Origin of the sequence: Pseudomonas sp. NPDC087358 (assembly GCF_044900785.1) — a bacterium.
GTDB lineage: Bacteria > Pseudomonadota > Gammaproteobacteria > Pseudomonadales > Pseudomonadaceae > Aquipseudomonas.
The window spans coordinates 204644-221942 of sequence record NZ_JBJDOA010000006.1; the positions used below are offsets into that span (position 1 = coordinate 204644).

Genomic DNA, 17299 nt, shown 5'->3' on the forward strand with positions numbered 1-17299 from the left:
TAAGGAAGCCCATGAAGGTCTTGTTTCTGGTCCAGAAAGAGCAACGCGCGATTCTGGATCGCTTATATGAAGGCGTCGCCGCGAACTGCGAGTGCGATCTGCGGTGGCTGACCTCGGACGAACAGCGTCATCTGCGTCGCTACTTTCGTCAGCACGTGGACGTCACGCAGTACGACCGTATCGTGTTCTTCCTGCGCTTCAAGCAGGAAATCCGCCAGGCGAGCTTCATTCGCACCGTGCCCAATCTGGTGATTCTCGAGCACGACGCCTACCAGAACTACATCCCCTGCAAATACACCGGCAAATTCAGCGCTCATTACCGCAAGCTGTCATGGGTGCGCGTTCTGAGTTCAGGGTTCGTGGTCAGCGAGCGGCTGCGCGAGGAAGGTTTCGACGCCGTCTTCGTGCCCAAGGGATACGACGAGACGCTGCTCAGTGATCAAGGACGCGAGCGGGACATCGAACTGGCTTTCGTCGGCAGTACCAACAGCGTCGCCTACAGCGGTCGCAAGGCGCTGCTCGATGAACTCGGTCAAGTCGAAAATCTGGTGGTGACCCGAACCAAGTCCGGTGAGCAATACTGCGACACGCTGAACCGCATCCGCTTTTTCGTCAGTGCCGATGTGGGCATGGGCGAATACATGATCAAGAATTTCGAAGCCATGGCGTGTGGCTGCGTGCTGTTTGCCTATGATCAAGGTGAGGCGGAAAACCGCGCGCTGGGCCTGCAGGACATGCATAACGTGGTGTTTTACAGCGATATCCCGCAGTTGCGCGAAAAACTCGCGGTGCTGCGCGATGACCCGACGCTTGCTGCGCATATTGCGGTCAATGGGCGGGATCTGGCAGTGTCTGGGTTCGGCTTCGCAGCCATCGGTGCGCGAATCGTGCGTGAACTCGAACCCGCGTTGCGCGAACAGGCGCCACTGAGCTGGATCGAGAAGCTGCGAGCACTGTCAGGGATTTGATTTGAACGGTTTATGCGCTGAATATAACGATCCTAACTTGAATCCAGATAACCTCCGCATGCCATTTTTCTTACTGTCAGGATGTCATGAAGTCCGTTATCAGGCCCAGGGAACATGGCCTTTGAAGGCGCGGCCAGAAGCCAAGGATCGAGTGCGGATATGAAATGGCCATTAGTCTCGGTTCTGGTGCCGTGCTTCAACCATGAGCTGTACATCGAGGAGTGCCTGCTCAGCATCCTTGCGCAGGACTACGACAACTTCGAACTGATCGTGGTCAACGACGGATCCACCGATGCCAGCGCTGAAAAGATCGAAGCATTGCGTCAGGTGCATGGCTTCGAGTTTTATCAGCAGGAAAACAAGGGGGTCAGTGCCGCGCTCAACAATGCGCTGGGTCACGCTCGTGGCGAATTCATCATTACCCACGACTCCGATGATGTGATGCTCGCCGGGCGTATTCGCCGCCAGGTGAGCTACATGCTCGAACATCCTGAAGTTGGCTTGCTGGGTGCGAAGGTCATCTACATCGATTCCAAAGGCGCGCCGCTCAAGCACAAGGTCGCCGCCAACGCCCGTGTACAGCGCTGGACCTTCGATGAGCTGCTGGCCGACGCCTACGCCGTCGGTGCGCCGGTGGCCATGTACCGCCGCGAGGCGATCGACAAGGTGGGCGGCTACGACCCGTCGATCAAGGTCCAGGACTTCCAGATGACCCTGCGGGTGGCCCAGGCCGGTTACCAGGTGGACATCCTGCCGGACCGGGTCACCCTGTACCGTCGCCATGAGACCAATATTTCGAAGACTGCCTACAAGAGTCAGTTGATCTATGACCTCAAGGTCATCGAGGCCTACAAGGGCAACCCTGCCTACGAAGCAGGCCGCTTGGCGATCATCAACAAGGCGCTCAAGGAGTCTGTTGTTGCCGACAAGAAGTTCGCCCGCGGTCTGTTCGCCAGTATCCCCGTCCATCGCTGGAATCGACTGACATGGAAGCGATTCCGGCACTTTGTCTTTAAATATCGCAAGCCCAAGGGTGCACAGTGAGTCAGTCTTTACAGGATCGGCAGTCGGTCAGCAGCATCACTTCACAGGGCGCTGCGCAACTGCGTTCGGTCCTCGATCACCTGGGCATCGGTGGCGTGCTGCTGGCGGTCGGGCTGTTCTGGAGCGTGGCTGGGGTCATGCTCACCCCAACCATGAAGTTCTACAGCTGGTTGCTGACGGCGTTTGTCTATCTGCCCTGCTTCTACCTGGTCGCTCGCTACTTCAACGAATTTCGTCATACGGTGCTGAACCGCCGCGAGCTCTGGCTGTTCCTGCTGTTGTTTGCCTGGTCGCTGGTGTCGTTGGCATGGAGCCATGATGCCGAGCGATACCTGACCATCATCAAGCGTGAGCTGTTTTTTCTGCTGCTGATCCTGGGCTGGATTGTCTGGGGGCGCACGTTCAACCGGCCGCTGCAGAGCATGATGATCCTCTGGGGCGGGCTGGCCGGGCTGTATTCGCTGGCAGCGCTGATCGCCTATCCGATGCGTGGCATCGACCGGATGTACGGATTCGGCGGATTCATGGATAACCCCAATCCGGCGGGGTACACCATCGCCGCGCTGGTGGTGCTCAGTTGCACCTGGTGGCCGCAGAAGCTCAGCGCGCGGGTCGTCTGGGCAATGCTTCAGGCGTGCTCGGTGGCCTTTGTCATCATGACCGGCAGTCGTGGCTCGATCGTATCGCTGATGGCCGTGGCGGCAGTGGTGGTGCTGCTCGGCGGCGGGCGTTTCTATCGCATCCTGGCGATCGTGGCGCTGGTCGCGGCGGTGGCGCTGGCGATCTTCGAACCATCAATCCTGCAGCGCGGCGACTCCGAGCGGATGATCCTGATCAAGGGCGCGCTGGAGCTGATTGCGCAGCGTCCGTGGCTGGGCATCGGTCTGAGTAGCGACTATGAAGTGTCGGCGGGCGGGATAGTCTTCGGCCACTGCCATAACCTGATACTCGACACCGCGGTGCAATACGGCGTGATCTTCACCGCGCTGTGGGTCTGGCTGTGGGTGTGGCTGGGCTTTCGTGCGTGGCGTCACCGTGCCGAGAGCCTGGGCATGGCGATCCTGATGATCTGGGTGTTCGCCACTGTCGCGCAGCAGTTCGATGTGTTCACCGTGTTTGGCCGTGCGCGGGCGATGTGGATGGTCGTGTGGATGCCGTTCGTGCTTTCACTGTGCCTTGGCAAGTCCGAGAAGCAGGCGACAGTGGCGCAGGATCACGCCTGACCCGCGAGCGCCAGTTGCTCGGTGAGTATCTGGCGTTTCCAGACGTGCTTGCTGTGTTCGATATAGCTTTCGAAAAACAGATCCCCGTCCTTCTGCAGCAACCACGCATGGTCGCTCTTGTAGCGGCGCATGTGCTGGAAATTGCGCAGGCACAGGTTTCTGCGCAAGGGGCGGCGCAGGGTTTTCATGTCGGCGATGTCGATCAGCCCTAGCTGGTTTTCAGGCGTCATGACGACATTGCCCAGGTGCAGCGAGCGGAAGTAGATCCCCTGATTGTGCAGTTCAGCGACGAAGCGCCCGAATTGTCTGATCAGTGCCGGGTCATTGAAGCGAGCAGGTTCGGCAATCAGCTGACGAAGTGTCTGGCCTGGCAGCGGCTGATAATGCACCACATCGCGAGCGATATCGGCGACACGATACGTATCCAGCACTTCGGGGCAGGCAATCCCGCGTTTGCGAAGGGTCAGTGCATTGTTGGCGAAACGTTTGGCGTAAGGATAAAGCGCGGCCGAGGAGATCAGCCTCTTGCGCCGGAACAGCTTCATGTAATTGCCGTCGGTCAGGCGTAGAACCTTGTCTCCAAAGAAGTCGGCTTCTATGACTTCGGCGTCTCTGCGCAGGGCTTGGTAGTCAGAGTAGGCGAGTGCGCGCATGCGGGCTCCTTCGAAAATGGCCGCCATGATACCTCAGCCGGCGACCTGAGGCCCAACCGTCCACCCGTGTGTTAGTATTTCGGCTCTTTTTATCGTATCGATGACCATGAGCACGCCAGAGAAAAGCGAATCCTCCAGCCTGAAAATCTATTTCCGACTGCTGAACTACGTGAAACCCTACGTGGGCATTTTCCTGCTCAGCATCGTCGGTTTCGTGATCTTCGCCTCGACCCAGCCGATGCTGGCGGGGATTCTCAAGTACTTCGTCGACGGTCTGAGCAATCCTGAGGCCGTGCTGTTCCCCAACGTGCCTTACCTGAGGGATCTGCAGTTACTGCAGGCGGTGCCGCTGCTGATCGTGCTGATCGCCGCCTGGCAGGGGCTGGGGTCATACCTGGGTAACTACTTCCTGGCCAAGGTTTCGTTGGGCCTGGTACACGACTTGCGCGTGGAGTTGTTCAACAAGCTGCTGGTGCTGCCCAATCGCTACTTCGATACCCACAACTCCGGGCATCTGATTTCGCGTATCACCTTTAACGTGACCATGGTCACCGGCGCTGCCACCGACGCCATCAAGGTGGTGATTCGCGAAGGCCTGACCATCGTTTTCCTGTTCATCTATCTGCTGTGGATGAACTGGAAGCTGACCATCGTGATGCTGGCGATCCTGCCGTTGATCGCGTTCATGGTGGGCAATGCCAGCAAGAAATTCCGCAAGCAGAGCAAGAAGATCCAGGTGGCGATGGGCGATGTGACCCACGTCGCATCGGAAACCATCCAGGGTTATCGCGTGGTGCGCAGCTTCGGTGGCGAGAAATACGAAGAAGAGCGCTTTGCCCGGGCCAGCACCAGCAACACCGACAAACAGCTGCGCATGACCAAGACCGGTGCGGTGTATACGCCGATGTTGCAGCTGGTGATCTACACCGCCATGGCTGTGCTGATGTTTCTGGTGCTGTTCCTGCGCGGTGACGCGACGGCTGGCGATCTGGTCGCCTACATCACGGCTGCGGGCCTGCTGCCCAAACCGATCCGGCAGCTGTCTGAAGTCAGCTCGACGATCCAGAAAGGGGTCGCGGGCGCCGAGAGCATTTTCGAACAGCTGGATGTCGAGCCTGAACTGGACACCGGCACGATTGAGCTGGATCGGGTCAAGGGGCATCTGGAAGTCCGCAACCTGAGCTTCACCTACCCTGAAACCGAGCGTCAGGTACTTCACGACATCAGCTTCTCGGCAGCGCCAGGGCAGATGATTGCGCTGGTCGGGCGCTCCGGTAGCGGCAAGTCGACGCTGGCCAACCTGATCCCGCGTTTTTACCACCACACCTCCGGGCAGATCCTGCTCGACGATGTGGAGATCGAGGACTATCGCCTGCGTAACCTGCGCAAGCATGTGGCTCAGGTCAATCAGAACGTGACGCTGTTCAACGATAGCGTGGCCAATAACATCGCCTACGGCGATCTGGCCGGCGCGCCGCGTGCCGATGTCGAAGCCGCGGCAGCCGATGCCTACGCCAAGGAGTTCGTCGACCAGCTGCCTGAGGGCTTCGACACTCAGGTGGGCGAGAACGGCGTGCTGCTGTCCGGTGGTCAGCGCCAACGCCTGGCGATTGCCCGGGCACTGCTCAAGAATGCTCCGCTGCTGATTCTCGACGAGGCGACGTCGGCGCTGGACACCGAGTCCGAGCGTCATATTCAGGCAGCGCTCGATCACGTGATGAAAGGCCGCACCACCCTGGTCATTGCCCACCGTCTGTCGACCATCGAGCGCGCCGATCTGATCCTGGTCATGGATCAGGGCCGGATCGTCGAGCGCGGCACGCATGCCCAGCTGCTGGCGCACAATGGCTATTACGCCCGACTGCACGCCATGGGCCTGGATGAACCGGCGCCGGTCGGGGCTGTTTGACCGGCTTGCAGAATCGCTGCGACTGAAACATCTATCGCGAGCCAGCTCACTCCTACAGGAATCACACAACCCTGTAGGAGTGAGCGTGCTCGCGATAGCGTCGCTACATATCGCCTGACGGCCTGTCACAGCGACTTTCCCTTCTTGCCTCAAGCCATTGCGAACCCTGTGCTAAGATTCCGCCCTTGTTCATTCTTAGTTACGGGTTGTTCGATGAAGTTGTCCATGCCGCGTTTCGATCAGGCACCAGTTCTGGTAGTGGGCGATGTCATGCTCGACCGCTACTGGCATGGCGGTACCTCCAGAATTTCGCCTGAAGCCCCGGTGCCGGTGGTCAAAGTCGATCAGATCGAAGATCGTCCGGGCGGCGCTGCCAACGTGGCGTTGAACATCGCTGCACTGGGTGCCAGGGCCTCGCTCGTAGGCGTCACCGGTGAAGACGAAGCAGCCGATAGCCTGAGCAACAGCCTCAAGGCAGCGGGCGTGACGGCACGCTTTCAGCGCATTGCTCACCAGCCAACCATTGTCAAACTGCGGGTCATGAGCCGCCATCAGCAGCTGCTGCGCATCGACTTCGAAGAGCCGTTCGCCACCGACGCCCAGGCCTTGAGCGCTGAGGTTGATTCGTTGCTCGACGGGGTCAAGGTGCTGGTCCTCTCCGACTACGGCAAAGGCGCGCTGAAAAACCATCAGGTATTGATCACAGCTGCGCGCGATCGCGGCATTCCGGTGCTGGCCGACCCCAAGGGCAAGGACTTCGCCATCTATCGCGGTGCCAGCGTCCTGACGCCGAACCTGAGCGAATTTGAGGCGATCGTCGGCCATTGTGTCGACGAAGCCGAACTGGTCGCCAAGGGTGCGCAACTGATGGCGGAGCTGGAGCTGGGTGCGCTGTTGGTGACCCGCGGCGAACACGGGATGACCTTGCTGCGTCCCGATCAGCACGCCCTCCACCTGCCCGCACGCGCCCGCGAAGTGTTCGATGTGACCGGTGCTGGCGATACGGTGATTTCCACCCTGGCCGCTGCGATTGCCGCCGGTGAAGAATTGCCCCATGCGGTCGCTCTGGCCAACCTGGCTGCCGGCATCGTCGTCGGCAAGTTGGGTACTGCTGCGATCAGTGCCCCGGAACTGCGCCGTGCGATTCAGCGCGCCGAGGGTTCCGAGCGCGGGGTGCTGAGTCTCGATCAGCTGTTGTTGGCCATCGATGATGCCCGGGCACATAACGAGACGATCGTATTCACCAACGGCTGCTTCGATATCCTCCATGCCGGCCACGTGACCTACCTGGAACAGGCGCGGGCGCAGGGTGATCGCTTGATCGTGGCGGTCAACGACGATGCCTCGGTCAGCCGCTTGAAGGGCCCTGGTCGCCCGATCAACAGCGTTGATCGACGCATGGCGGTGCTGGCCGGCCTCGGCGCAGTGGACTGGGTCATCAGCTTCCCCGAGGGCACGCCCGAGAACCTGCTGAGCCACGTCAAGCCGGACGTATTGGTCAAAGGTGGCGACTACAGTGTCGACCAGGTGGTCGGCGCCGAAATCGTCCAGGCCTACGGCGGAGAAGTGCGGGTACTGGGGCTGGTCGCCAACAGTTCGACCACCGCAATTGTCGAGAAGATTCGCGGGCAGTGAGCCGGTGGTCCTTCAACTCTCGAACGTCGGCGGGTTGGCTTCAAAGTGTCAGCCATGACGCCGCGCCGATTCTGGCCGAAGGCCGTGGGGGCCGGCTTGCTGGCGAATGTGGCGGCCCCGTCGCGTTCGCCAGCAAGCCGGCTCCTACAACAGGGTTGCAGCGCTCTGCGGCTACGACTTATGCAAGGTCTTGCGCGCCATGCGCAACAGTTGCTTGGCCCCCACTTTCAGGCGCCGCTTGAGGCCGGTCTTCTTGGGCTTGGGTGGGGTCATGCCTTGCTGCAACAGCCAGTCCTTCCAGCGGATGCGCTCCTCACGCACGACCCAGCCCTCCTGGGCGGCGAAACTCTCGGCCAGGTACAGTCCGCGCGTGCTGGCAGGTGAAAGCTTGTCATTCTTGAGCGTGTATAGCTCGGGCAAGGGTGAGCCGTTTTCCAGAGGCATCAGGTACAAATCCGGCTTGCTGCGATTGAGCCTTGCCACCAATTGATCGTTTTCCAGCACCTCGTCGACGTGGAACAGGCTGAGCGGACGCGCCTCTTTGGGCACTTCCAGGCGCATGTCGTAGATCAGTTGCAGTGACGCGGTCGGCAAGTGGACATAGGCGCGCGGCCGCTCGATCAGCGTCATGCTGCCGCAGCGCACGGGACGCGCCGCGCCGGACAGCGGGCTGAGACGAAAGGGCATGGCTTCGCGGTAGTGCAGCGCAGCGGCGTAGGGTGCCGGCAGCCAGGTGTCATTGAAGCGTCCGCCAAGCCAGCCTTGCGGGGTCTCGATCAGGCACTCTTCGGCCACTTCCTGAATCGCCGTATGCAGCGGCAGATTGAGCTCATGCGCCGGAACGTAGCCTGAGATCAGCTTCAGCACCACATCGCCGCGGTCCTGACGGCGTTGACGCACCAGCACCCAGTAATCGCGATTCTGCCAGTTGAGCGTCAGGCGCACCGACACTCCCAGGTTCGCCAGCTCGGTGGAAAAGCGCTCGTTACTCTCCACCTCGATATGCCGCCGACGCAATAGCGTCTGGGCAAAGTTCAGCGGCATGCCCAGGCTCTGGTAGCTCAGGCTTTCGGGGGTGGCTTCGACGAACAGCGGCAGGGTTTTGAAGTTGCTGGGGTTTTTCCGGATCAGGGTTCGCGGCATATCGGCTCCTTCTTGCGTTGGGGTCGGCCGCCCACATCAGTTGTGATGGCGGATTACTTTGGCGGCAGTCGCCACGTTATGGGCCAGGTGCAGAGGGTTGATGGTCCCGACGATGGCGCCGGTGACGCCAGGGTGCTCGAACAGTAACTCGAAACTGGCTTGCACCGGATCGACGCCGGGACTCAGGCAGACATGCCCGCTGGCCAGCGCTTTTTTGATCAGAATGCCCTTGCCGTGAGCAGCAGCGTAGTCGAGGACCGGCTTTTCGCCTTGCTCGTTGAGGTTGTAGGTCACCATGGCGCAATCGCCTTGCTGCAACGCCAGCAACCCTCCCTCGACAGTCTTGCCCGAGAAACCGAAGCCGCGAATCTTGCCCTCGCGTTTCAGCTCGGCCAGCGCCTGATAGACGCCGCATTCGTTAAGGACATGCAGGTCGTTGCCATCCGAATGCACCAGGACCAGATCGATGAAATCGGTCTCCAGACGCTTGAGGCTGCGTTCCACCGACAGGCGCGTGTGCGCCGCACTGAAGTCATGCCGCGACTGGCCGGCCTCGAACTCTTCGCCGACCTTGCTGACGATGACCCAGTCCTGACGCTGGCCGCGCAACAACGGGCCGAGGCGCTCTTCGCTGCGACCGTAGGCCGGGGCGGTGTCGATCAGGTTGATACCCAGATCCCGTGCCAGCTTGAGCAGCATCTGCGCCTCGTGATCATCGGGAATGGTGAAGCCGTTGGGGTATTTGACGCCCTGGTCCCGGCCCAGCTTGACCGTGCCCAACCCGACAGGGGAGACGTTGATGCCCAGGCGGCCCAGTGGCCGATGCAGATCGTGCAGGGTTTTCATGGCAGCAGAAGGTCCCAGGCAGGTGTGGCCATGGGCGGGCGTGGCAGGTCTTTGCGTGGCGGTTGCGGAATGGGGTGAATATCATCTCGCGAGAGCGAGGCCAGCACCCGGTCGGCGAAGTCGGGCGCCAGCGCCAGTTTGGTCGGCCAGCCCACCATCAGACGCCCCTGAACCTCAAGGAATGCGTTGTCCGGGCGTGCCAGGCCGCTCTGCTGCGGTTCGGCACGGTCGACACGCAAGGTGGCGAACTGTGCCTGGCTCAGATCCACCCACGGCAACAGATGCTCCAGCTCTTTTTTCGCGACCGCGATCTGTTCAGCGGGTTGGCGGGCAACGCCTTCTGCTTCGGAAATATCGCCCCCCAGGTACCAGACCCACTGCCCGTCAGCGGCCGGATGGGTGGTGACCGTGATACGCGGCTTGGGGCCGCCACCCAGACAATGGGCATACAGCGGTTTAAGGGTCGGGCCCTTGACCATGACCATGTGCAACGGTCGCCGTTGCATGGTCGGGTGGCTGACGTTCAGGGCCTTGAGCAGCTCGGCATTGCCGCCACCGGCGCTCAGTACCACGCGCTGGGCATGGATGTCGCGGCCGTCGACGCGCAGGCCGACCAGCTCGCCTTCGTGAGTCAGCGGCTCGATCTGCTGGCCTGCCAGCAGGCTGTCGCCGGCCAGGTCGGCGAGTTTTTCGATGAGGCTGGGGACGTCGATGACCAGTTCGGCCAGACGATAGACCTTGCCCTTGAAGCGCGGGTCTTGCAGGGCTGGCGGCAGGTCATTGCCCTTGACCTGATCGACACGCCCGCGCACCGCCTTGCTGGCGAAGAAGCTGGTGAGGTTGCCGGCGATGGTGCCCGGGGACCACAGGTAATGCGCCTCGGAAAGCAGGCGCACCCCTGAAAGATTCAATTCGCCCTTGCCGGCCAGTGCTTCACGCCAGCGACGTGGCATGTCGGCGATCGCTTCGGAGGCCCCTGACAGCGCGCCATGCAAGGCATATTTGGCGCCGCCATGGATGATGCCCTGGGATTTGACTGTCTGCCCGCCGCCGAGGCTGGCGCTTTCCACCACTATCGTCGAGAAGCCCTGCCCACGCAGGCGGGCATTGAGCCAGAGGCCGGCAACGCCAGCGCCGACAATCAGGACGTCAGTGGAAAGAGCAGATGGCATGGGCACCTCAAATGGCGAAATCAATCGCGCCATTATAGGGGAAGCCGCTTTTCAATGACCCCCCTTAATGACCGGCTGTTTTCGAGAACAGCTGGATCACCACGACCCCGGCGACGATCAGGCCCATTCCGGCGACAGCGGGCAGGTCGAGTTTCTGTCCGTAGATGAAGAGCGCGGCAATGCTCACCATGACGATGCCCATGCCCGCCCAGACGGCGTAGGCCACGCCCACCGGAATAGTGCGCACGACCAGGGTCAGCATCCAGAACGCCACCGCGTAACCGACAATCACCAGCAACAGCGGCAGGGGTGTGCTGAGGCCTTTGACGGCTTTCATGGAAACGGTGCCGATGACTTCGGCGCAGATAGCGATAGCGAGCAGGTAGTAGGCAGGCATGGTCAGATCCCTCGGTACAGAAAGCGGTTTTCAATGCCGGCGATTCTAGAGACTACGCAGATGGGGTAAAGTCATTACCCATCTCTCTGGCCGATAGGTTGCCTGCGCATGCAATGGAATCTTGAACAGATCAGGCTGTTCGTCAACGTCGCCGAGCAACGCTCGTTTTCCGCCGTGGCACGCACGTCCAGGCGAGCGCAGTCGGCGGTCAGCGGCGCCATCGCCATGCTTGAGACCGATCTGGGCGTAAGCCTTTTCGATCGCAGCAGTGGGCGTCAGCCACGCCTGACCGAAGCAGGCGGCGCATTGCTCGAAGAAGCACGAGAGTTGCTGCGCCAATGCGATCGGCTTGACGGCCGTGCCATGGCGTTGATGCGGGGTGAGGAAGCGCGGCTGAGGCTGGCTCATGATGAAGCGATGCCTTATCAGCCGGTGCTCGACAGCCTGGAAGCGCTGGACGAGCGTTTCCCCAGGGTCGAGGTGCAGCTGGCCAGCGCTGCGCAGGGGGATGTCGCGCGCAAGTTGCTGGAGCGCCGCGCTGATCTTGGCTTGCTGTTCCATCACGAGCAGATGCCCGAGGAGCTGGAGCGCCGAGTGCTCGGCAGCGTCGAGATGGTCACTGTTTGTGCGGTCGATCATCCGCTGGCAAGCGAGCCGCTGATCAGTCGTCAGCAATTGGCGCGGCATCGGCAGTTGCTCATCGCGCCGCAGCAGAGCGGCTATCCCGGTGGCGAGCCGTTGAGTCCGCAGGTCTGGCGCGCCGACAGTTTTTACGTCATGGCCGAGTTGCTGATGCGTGGACTGGGTTGGGCCTGGCTGCCGCGCCATGTGGTGCAATACCCGGCCTACCAGAACCAGATGATTGAATTGAGCAGTGAATGGACGCCGCCGGCGCTGGTGGTGGAAATGGTCTGGCGTCGCGACGAACCTCTGGGGCCGGCCGCACGTTGGCTGGCCGAGTGTTTCACCCATCATTTGAAGGCCATTGGCTGATAAACTCCGCGCCCATGAATAGAACCCTCTATACCGTCCTGTTTCACCTTGGCCTGCCCTTTATTGCCCTGCGCCTGTGGTTGCGTTCGCGCAAGGCGCCGGCCTATGCGCAGCGTATCGGCGAGCGTTTCGCCATGGGCCTGGCGCCGATGCAACCTGGCGGCATCTGGGTGCATGCGGTTTCGGTCGGCGAGAGCATCGCTGCCGCACCGATGATTCGTGCATTGCTCGCCCGTTATCCACAGCTGCCGATCACCATCACCTGCATGACCCCAACCGGGTCCGAGCGCATCCAGTCGATGTTCGCCGATGAGCCTCGGGTGCAGCATTGCTACCTGCCTTACGACTTTCCATGGGCGGCCGGGCGTTTTCTCGATCACATCCAGCCGAAGATCGGCGTGATCATGGAGACCGAGCTGTGGCCCAACCATATTCATCAGTGCGCCAAACGCGGCATACCCACCGTGTTGGCCAACGCGCGATTATCGGAGCGTTCCGCGCGCGGCTACGGACGATTCGCCAGGCTGACCCGGCCGATGCTGGCTGAAATGAGCTTGATCGCGGTACAGACCGAAACCGAAGCTCAGCGTTTTCGTGAGCTTGGCGCGCGACCGGACCGGGTCACGGTGACCGGTTCGATCAAATTCGACCTGACCATCGACCCGCAGTTGCTGGCGCGGGCGGTGCACCAGCGTGATCAGTGGCAGACCACCCAGCGCCCGGTGTGGATCGCTGCCAGCACGCATGCCGGTGAGGATGAGGTGGTGTTGTCGGCTCACCGGACGTTGCTGCAAAGCCATCCCGATGCGTTGCTGATTCTGGTGCCACGCCATCCGGAGCGTTTCAACAGCGTGTTCGAATTGAGCCAGCAGCAGGGTTTTTCAACAGTTCGTCGCTCGACCTCAGCGCCTGTTGCCAGCCAGCACTCAGTGCTGGTCGGCGACACCATGGGCGAGTTGCTGTTTCTCTATGCGTTGGCCGACATTGCCTTCGTCGGCGGCAGTCTGGTGCCCAACGGCGGGCATAACCTGCTGGAACCGGCGGCGCTGGACAAGCCGGTATTGAGCGGGCCGCACCTGTTCAACTTCCTGGAAATCGCCGCGATGTTGCGCAATGCCGGCGCGCTGGAAGAAGTCGCTGATGCTCATGGATTGGCTGCAGCGGTGCAGCGCCTGGTCGAACAGCCCGAGCAGGCCAAGGCCATGGCGGATGCCGGGCTGGCGGTGATGAAGGCCAATCAGGGTGCGTTGCACAAGCTGTTGGACGGCATCGCCAGCCTGCTGCGCTAACCGCTTTTGATTCGGGGCGCAGCCCGTAGGAGTGAGCTTGCTCGCGATCTGCTGCGCAGCAGTAGTAAACCCTGAGACAGCGTTGAGTCAGACACAACCCGAGCGTCTGGTTTTGCTGCCGCTACGCGCCAGATCGCGGGCAAGCTGGCTCCTACGCCGGGCGGGCAGAAGCGCCGTTGCATCGCCGGCTAGATACTGACGTCATTATCTTTCCGAAGGTCGCTCGAAGTTCTTCGCTGCCTCTTTGGCCAGATCCGGCGGCAGGAAATCCTTGTCCGGGTTGTAGTCGGGTTTGAGATAACGCGACAGATCCTGCAGATCACCCGGGCTCAAGGTGCCTGCCGCTTGCTTGAGGCGCAGGTTGTCGAGGATGTAGTCGTAACGGGTGTTGTTGTAGTCGCGCACCGAGGCGTACAGCTGGCGCTGGGCATCGAGCACGTCGACGATATTGCGCGTGCCGACCTGATAGCCGATTTCCGTGGCTTCCAGCGCGCTCTGGTTGGAAATGATCGACTGTTTGCGCGCTTGTACCTGCTCCACATCGGTGTTCACCGCGCGGTGCAGGTTACGGGTGTCCTCCACCACCTGACGGCGCAGGCCTTCACGCTGTTGCTCGGACTGGCCGAGGCGGGCATAGGCCTCGCGAACCTGCGAGCTGGTCAGGCCACCGCTGTAGATCGGGATATTCACTTGCAGGCCGATGGTGCGCTGTTCGACGCTGCCGTGAAAGTTCTGCCCGGTGTAGTTCGGGTTGGTGAAGCCCAGCGGGTCGTTGTCGCCTTTTTCGTACTGGGCGACGGCATCGACCGTGGGTGCATGACCCGCCTTGCGTTGACGCAGGGTTTCTTCGGCGGCGCTGACCGCGTAGTTACTGGCCAGCAGGTTGAGGTTCTGCTGCGATGCCGTGTCGACCCAGGATTTGGCGTCGTTGGGCGTCGGAGCGAGCACCGGCAGGGTGTGCACGATGCCTTCGATGGCGTTGTATTCGCGGTTGGTCAGGGTGACCAGGGCCTGGAACGCATCGTCCACGCGGCGCTTGGCCACGATCCGCGACGCACGCGCCGTGTCGTAGCTGGCTTGGGCCTGCAGCACGTCGGTCTTGTCCGACAGGCCGACATCAAAGCGCTCGTTGGCTTGATCCAGCTGGCGTTTGAACGCAGCCTCCTCAGCCTTGGTCGACGCCAGGTTGTCCTGGGCGCGCAGTACCGAGAAGTAATCCTCGGCGCTTTGCAGAATCAGGTTTTGCTCGGTGGCCGAGAGCTGCAGCATGGCCTGCTCGTTGACGTCCTTGGCCGCCTTGAGCTGGAACCAGCGGTCAGCGCGGAAGATCGGCTGGCTCAAGGTCGCGCGGTACACCGTGCCACTGCGATTGATCACCGTGGATGGCTGGTCGATCTTGGTGCGCGTGTCGTTCACGTCGGCACCGCCCGAGATGTTCGGCAGCAGGCCTGCACGCGCCTGAGGCACGATTTCCTTCTGCGCGTCGTAGTTGGCGCGGGCTGCCGCCAGGTCTGCGTTGTTGTTCACCGCTTCCTGATAGACGCTGACCAGACCGGTTTTGGTCGGCAGAGGCAAGTCTGCTGCCCCGGCCATTGCACTCCAGGCACCCGACACGGCAATGGCCAGTGAAAGTTTGCGCAGCATAGACATTCCCTAGTAGTTGTTGTCGCCAAATCTTGTTCCGACGGCTTTGGCGTCGCGTAGCGAGTGTAGTTCCGTGGCCTGCTGACAACAATCGGGTAAAACAGCCATTTAACGAGCGTTTGAATTCCACGCTTGGTGTTTGCCCTGCATGGCGACTAGACTGACGCCGTTCTTGTCGGGGTGCCTTGATATGAGGCTGAGATCGGATAATCCGGATCCCGTTGAACCTGATCAGGTTAGCGCCTGCGTAGGGAACAAGATTTCTCGTCTCCCGGCGAGTCCTCTTGAGTGTCGTCCGGGGTCGTCTTTGTTCATTTCTTGAACAGTCCTCGCCTTTCGATTCTCAGCATCCGTGTCGTCTCAGGGTGCATCCGTCCGTTGATATCAGGCTCAAGCTCCGACAATTCATTCCACGCAGGATGATGTCTGGAGAGCCCGTGATGAGTACAAAAGCAAAAAACGCCAATCTGAGTGAATCCGCCCAGGTCGATTCGGGTTCGGTGCAGCCGTTCACCCGTTCGCAGAAAATCTATGTCCAGGGTTCACGCCCGGATATCCGCGTGCCGATGCGCGAAATCAGCCTGGACATCACGCCGACCGACTTTGGAGGCGAGATCAACGCACCGGTTTGTGTGTATGACACTTCAGGCCCCTATACCGATCCCAACGTCATCATCGACGTGCGCAAAGGCCTGGGCGATGTGCGTTCGCCCTGGATCGAGTCGCGTGGCGACACCGAACGCCTGGGCGGCCTGAGTTCCGATTTCGGCCAGCAGCGCCTGGCCGATGCCGAGCTGACCAAGCTGCGTTTCGCTCACGTGCGCAACCCGCGCCGCGCCAAGGCCGGGGCCAATGTCAGCCAGATGCACTACGCGCGCCAGGGCATCATCACCGCCGAGATGGAATACGTCGCCATCCGCGAAAACATGAAACTGCAAGAGGCCCGCGCTGCAGGGTTGTTGAAGCAACAACACGCAGGGCACAGTTTCGGCGCCAACACGCCAAAGGAGATCACCGCCGAGTTCGTCCGCGAGGAAATCGCCCGCGGGCGCGCGATCATTCCGGCCAACATCAATCACGTGGAGCTCGAGCCGATGATCATCGGCCGCAACTTCCTGGTGAAGATCAACGGCAACATCGGTAACAGCGCGCTGGGTTCGTCCATCGAAGAAGAAGTGGCGAAGCTGACCTGGGGCATCCGTTGGGGTTCGGACACCGTCATGGACCTGTCCACCGGCAAGCACATCCATGAAACCCGCGAGTGGATCATCCGCAATTCGCCGGTGCCGATCGGTACCGTGCCGATCTATCAGGCACTGGAAAAAGTCGGCGGCGCCGCTGAAGACCTGACCTGGGAGCTGTTCCGCGACACGCTGATCGAGCAAGCGGAGCAGGGCGTTGATTACTTCACCATCCATGCCGGCGTATTGCTGCGTTACGTGCCGCTGACCGCCAAGCGCGTCACCGGGATTGTCAGCCGTGGCGGTTCGATCATGGCCAAGTGGTGCCTGGCGCATCACCAGGAAAACTTCCTCTACACCCACTTCGACGAAATCTGCGAAATCATGAAGGCCTACGACGTCAGCTTCTCGCTGGGCGACGGCCTGCGTCCGGGCTCGATTGCCGACGCCAATGATCAAGCGCAGTTCGGTGAACTGGAAACCCTCGGCGAGCTGACCAAGATCGCCTGGAAGCACGACGTGCAATGCATGATCGAAGGCCCGGGCCACGTGCCGATGCAGTTGATCAAGGAGAACATGGACAAGCAGCTGGAGTGCTGCGACGAGGCGCCGTTCTACACCCTCGGCCCGCTGACCACCGACATCGCGCCCGGCTACGACCACATCACCTCAGGGATCGGCGCGGCCATGATCGGCTGGTTCGGTTGCGCCATGCTCTGTTACGTCACGCCCAAGGAGCACCTGGGGCTGCCCAACAAGGACGATGTGAAGACCGGGATCATTACCTACAAGATCGCCGCTCATGCGGCGGATCTGGCCAAGGGGCATCCGGGGGCGCAGATTCGCGACAATGCCTTGAGCAAGGCGCGTTTCGAATTCCGCTGGGAAGACCAATTCAACCTCGGTCTTGACCCGGACACCGCGCGCTCCTATCACGACGAAACCCTGCCCAAGGATTCGGCCAAAGTCGCGCATTTCTGCTCCATGTGCGGACCGAAATTCTGCTCGATGAAGATCACCCAGGAAGTGCGCGAATACGCCGCCAACCAGAAAATCGAGGCAGTGGATGTCTCGGTAGCCGAGGGCATGCGCGAACAGGCGCAACGCTTCAAGCAGGAAGGCAGTCAGCTTTATAAGAAGGTTTGATTCGCCTCGCCTGAGGCTGATCGTGCCCACGCAGAGCGTGGCAACGCCCTGGATGA

Annotated in this window: 14 protein-coding genes and 1 riboswitch; of the genes, 8 read left to right on the forward strand and 6 right to left on the reverse strand. The window is 61.0% G+C overall.

Going from position 1 to position 17299, the window contains the following annotated elements; translation table 11 throughout:
• Positions 1-11: 11 nt before the first annotated feature.
• The 3 genes from ACI2KS_RS16150 (at position 12) to ACI2KS_RS16160 (ending at position 3235) form a co-directional block, all read left to right on the forward strand.
• Positions 12-968, forward strand: coding sequence for a glycosyltransferase (locus tag ACI2KS_RS16150; RefSeq protein WP_404621931.1), 957 nt, complete (start codon positions 12-14; stop codon positions 966-968).
• Positions 969-1127: 159 nt separating this feature from the next.
• The gene (locus ACI2KS_RS16155; RefSeq protein ID WP_404621932.1) at positions 1128-2012 is read left to right on the forward strand and encodes a glycosyltransferase family 2 protein; all 885 of its coding nucleotides are present in this window, start codon (positions 1128-1130) and stop codon (positions 2010-2012) included.
• Positions 2009-3235 (forward strand): O-antigen ligase family protein, encoded by a 1227-nt coding sequence (locus tag ACI2KS_RS16160; protein ID WP_404621934.1) that lies wholly within the window; start codon positions 2009-2011, stop codon positions 3233-3235. Before ACI2KS_RS16155 ends, ACI2KS_RS16160 begins: the two co-directional genes overlap by 4 nt.
• On the opposite strand, the gene ACI2KS_RS16165 is transcribed toward ACI2KS_RS16160, so the two are convergent.
• Entirely contained in the window at positions 3226-3888 is a 663-nt protein-coding gene (locus tag ACI2KS_RS16165; RefSeq protein WP_404621935.1) for a phosphotransferase, read from the reverse strand. The genes ACI2KS_RS16160 and ACI2KS_RS16165 overlap by 10 nt on opposite strands.
• Before the next feature lie 106 nt (positions 3889-3994).
• Between ACI2KS_RS16165 and msbA the strand changes: the two genes are divergently transcribed.
• A complete protein-coding gene (gene msbA, locus ACI2KS_RS16170; protein ID WP_404621937.1) occupies positions 3995-5797 on the forward strand; it encodes a lipid A export permease/ATP-binding protein MsbA in 1803 nt (600 codons plus the stop codon).
• 213 nt (positions 5798-6010) lie between these two features.
• Positions 6011-7432, forward strand: coding sequence for a bifunctional D-glycero-beta-D-manno-heptose-7-phosphate kinase/D-glycero-beta-D-manno-heptose 1-phosphate adenylyltransferase HldE (gene hldE / locus ACI2KS_RS16175; protein ID WP_404621939.1), 1422 nt, complete (start codon positions 6011-6013; stop codon positions 7430-7432).
• Between the two features lie 171 nt (positions 7433-7603).
• Here hldE and ACI2KS_RS16180 read toward each other — a convergent pair whose 3' ends face one another.
• From ACI2KS_RS16180 to ACI2KS_RS16195, 4 genes are all read right to left on the reverse strand, one after another.
• Positions 7604-8575: a metal ABC transporter ATPase gene (locus tag ACI2KS_RS16180; protein WP_404621941.1), complete on the reverse strand. Its 972-nt coding sequence runs from the start codon at positions 8573-8575 to the stop codon at positions 7604-7606.
• A 36-nt stretch (positions 8576-8611) separates the two neighbouring features.
• Positions 8612-9421, reverse strand: coding sequence for an aldo/keto reductase (locus tag ACI2KS_RS16185; RefSeq protein ID WP_404621942.1), 810 nt, complete (start codon positions 9419-9421; stop codon positions 8612-8614).
• Positions 9418-10593, reverse strand: coding sequence for an NAD(P)/FAD-dependent oxidoreductase (locus tag ACI2KS_RS16190; RefSeq protein ID WP_404621944.1), 1176 nt, complete (start codon positions 10591-10593; stop codon positions 9418-9420). Before ACI2KS_RS16190 ends, ACI2KS_RS16185 begins: the two co-directional genes overlap by 4 nt.
• A 64-nt stretch (positions 10594-10657) precedes the next feature.
• Complete coding sequence (locus ACI2KS_RS16195) at positions 10658-10990, reverse strand: DMT family transporter (RefSeq protein ID WP_404621945.1); 333 nt, start codon at positions 10988-10990, stop codon at positions 10658-10660.
• 102 nt (positions 10991-11092) lie between these two features.
• On the opposite strand from ACI2KS_RS16195, the gene ACI2KS_RS16200 reads away from it, so the two are divergent.
• The gene (locus ACI2KS_RS16200) at positions 11093-11983 is read left to right on the forward strand and encodes a LysR family transcriptional regulator (RefSeq protein WP_404622185.1); all 891 of its coding nucleotides are present in this window, start codon (positions 11093-11095) and stop codon (positions 11981-11983) included.
• Positions 11984-11997: 14 nt separating this feature from the next.
• Positions 11998-13272 carry a lipid IV(A) 3-deoxy-D-manno-octulosonic acid transferase gene (gene waaA, locus ACI2KS_RS16205; RefSeq protein ID WP_404621947.1) on the forward strand — a complete coding sequence of 425 codons (1275 nt, stop codon included), beginning with the start codon at positions 11998-12000 and terminating at the stop codon, positions 13270-13272.
• A gap of 204 nt (positions 13273-13476) precedes the next feature.
• Here the strand turns inward: waaA and ACI2KS_RS16210 are convergent, their stop codons facing one another.
• A complete protein-coding gene (locus ACI2KS_RS16210; protein WP_404621948.1) occupies positions 13477-14916 on the reverse strand; it encodes a TolC family outer membrane protein in 1440 nt (479 codons plus the stop codon).
• 166 nt (positions 14917-15082) lie between these two features.
• A riboswitch (TPP riboswitch) is annotated at positions 15083-15187 on the forward strand.
• 169 nt (positions 15188-15356) lie between these two features.
• On the opposite strand from ACI2KS_RS16210, the gene thiC reads away from it, so the two are divergent.
• A complete protein-coding gene (thiC, locus tag ACI2KS_RS16215; RefSeq protein WP_404621950.1) occupies positions 15357-17243 on the forward strand; it encodes a phosphomethylpyrimidine synthase ThiC in 1887 nt (628 codons plus the stop codon).
• The last annotated feature ends 56 nt before the right edge of the window (positions 17244-17299 follow it).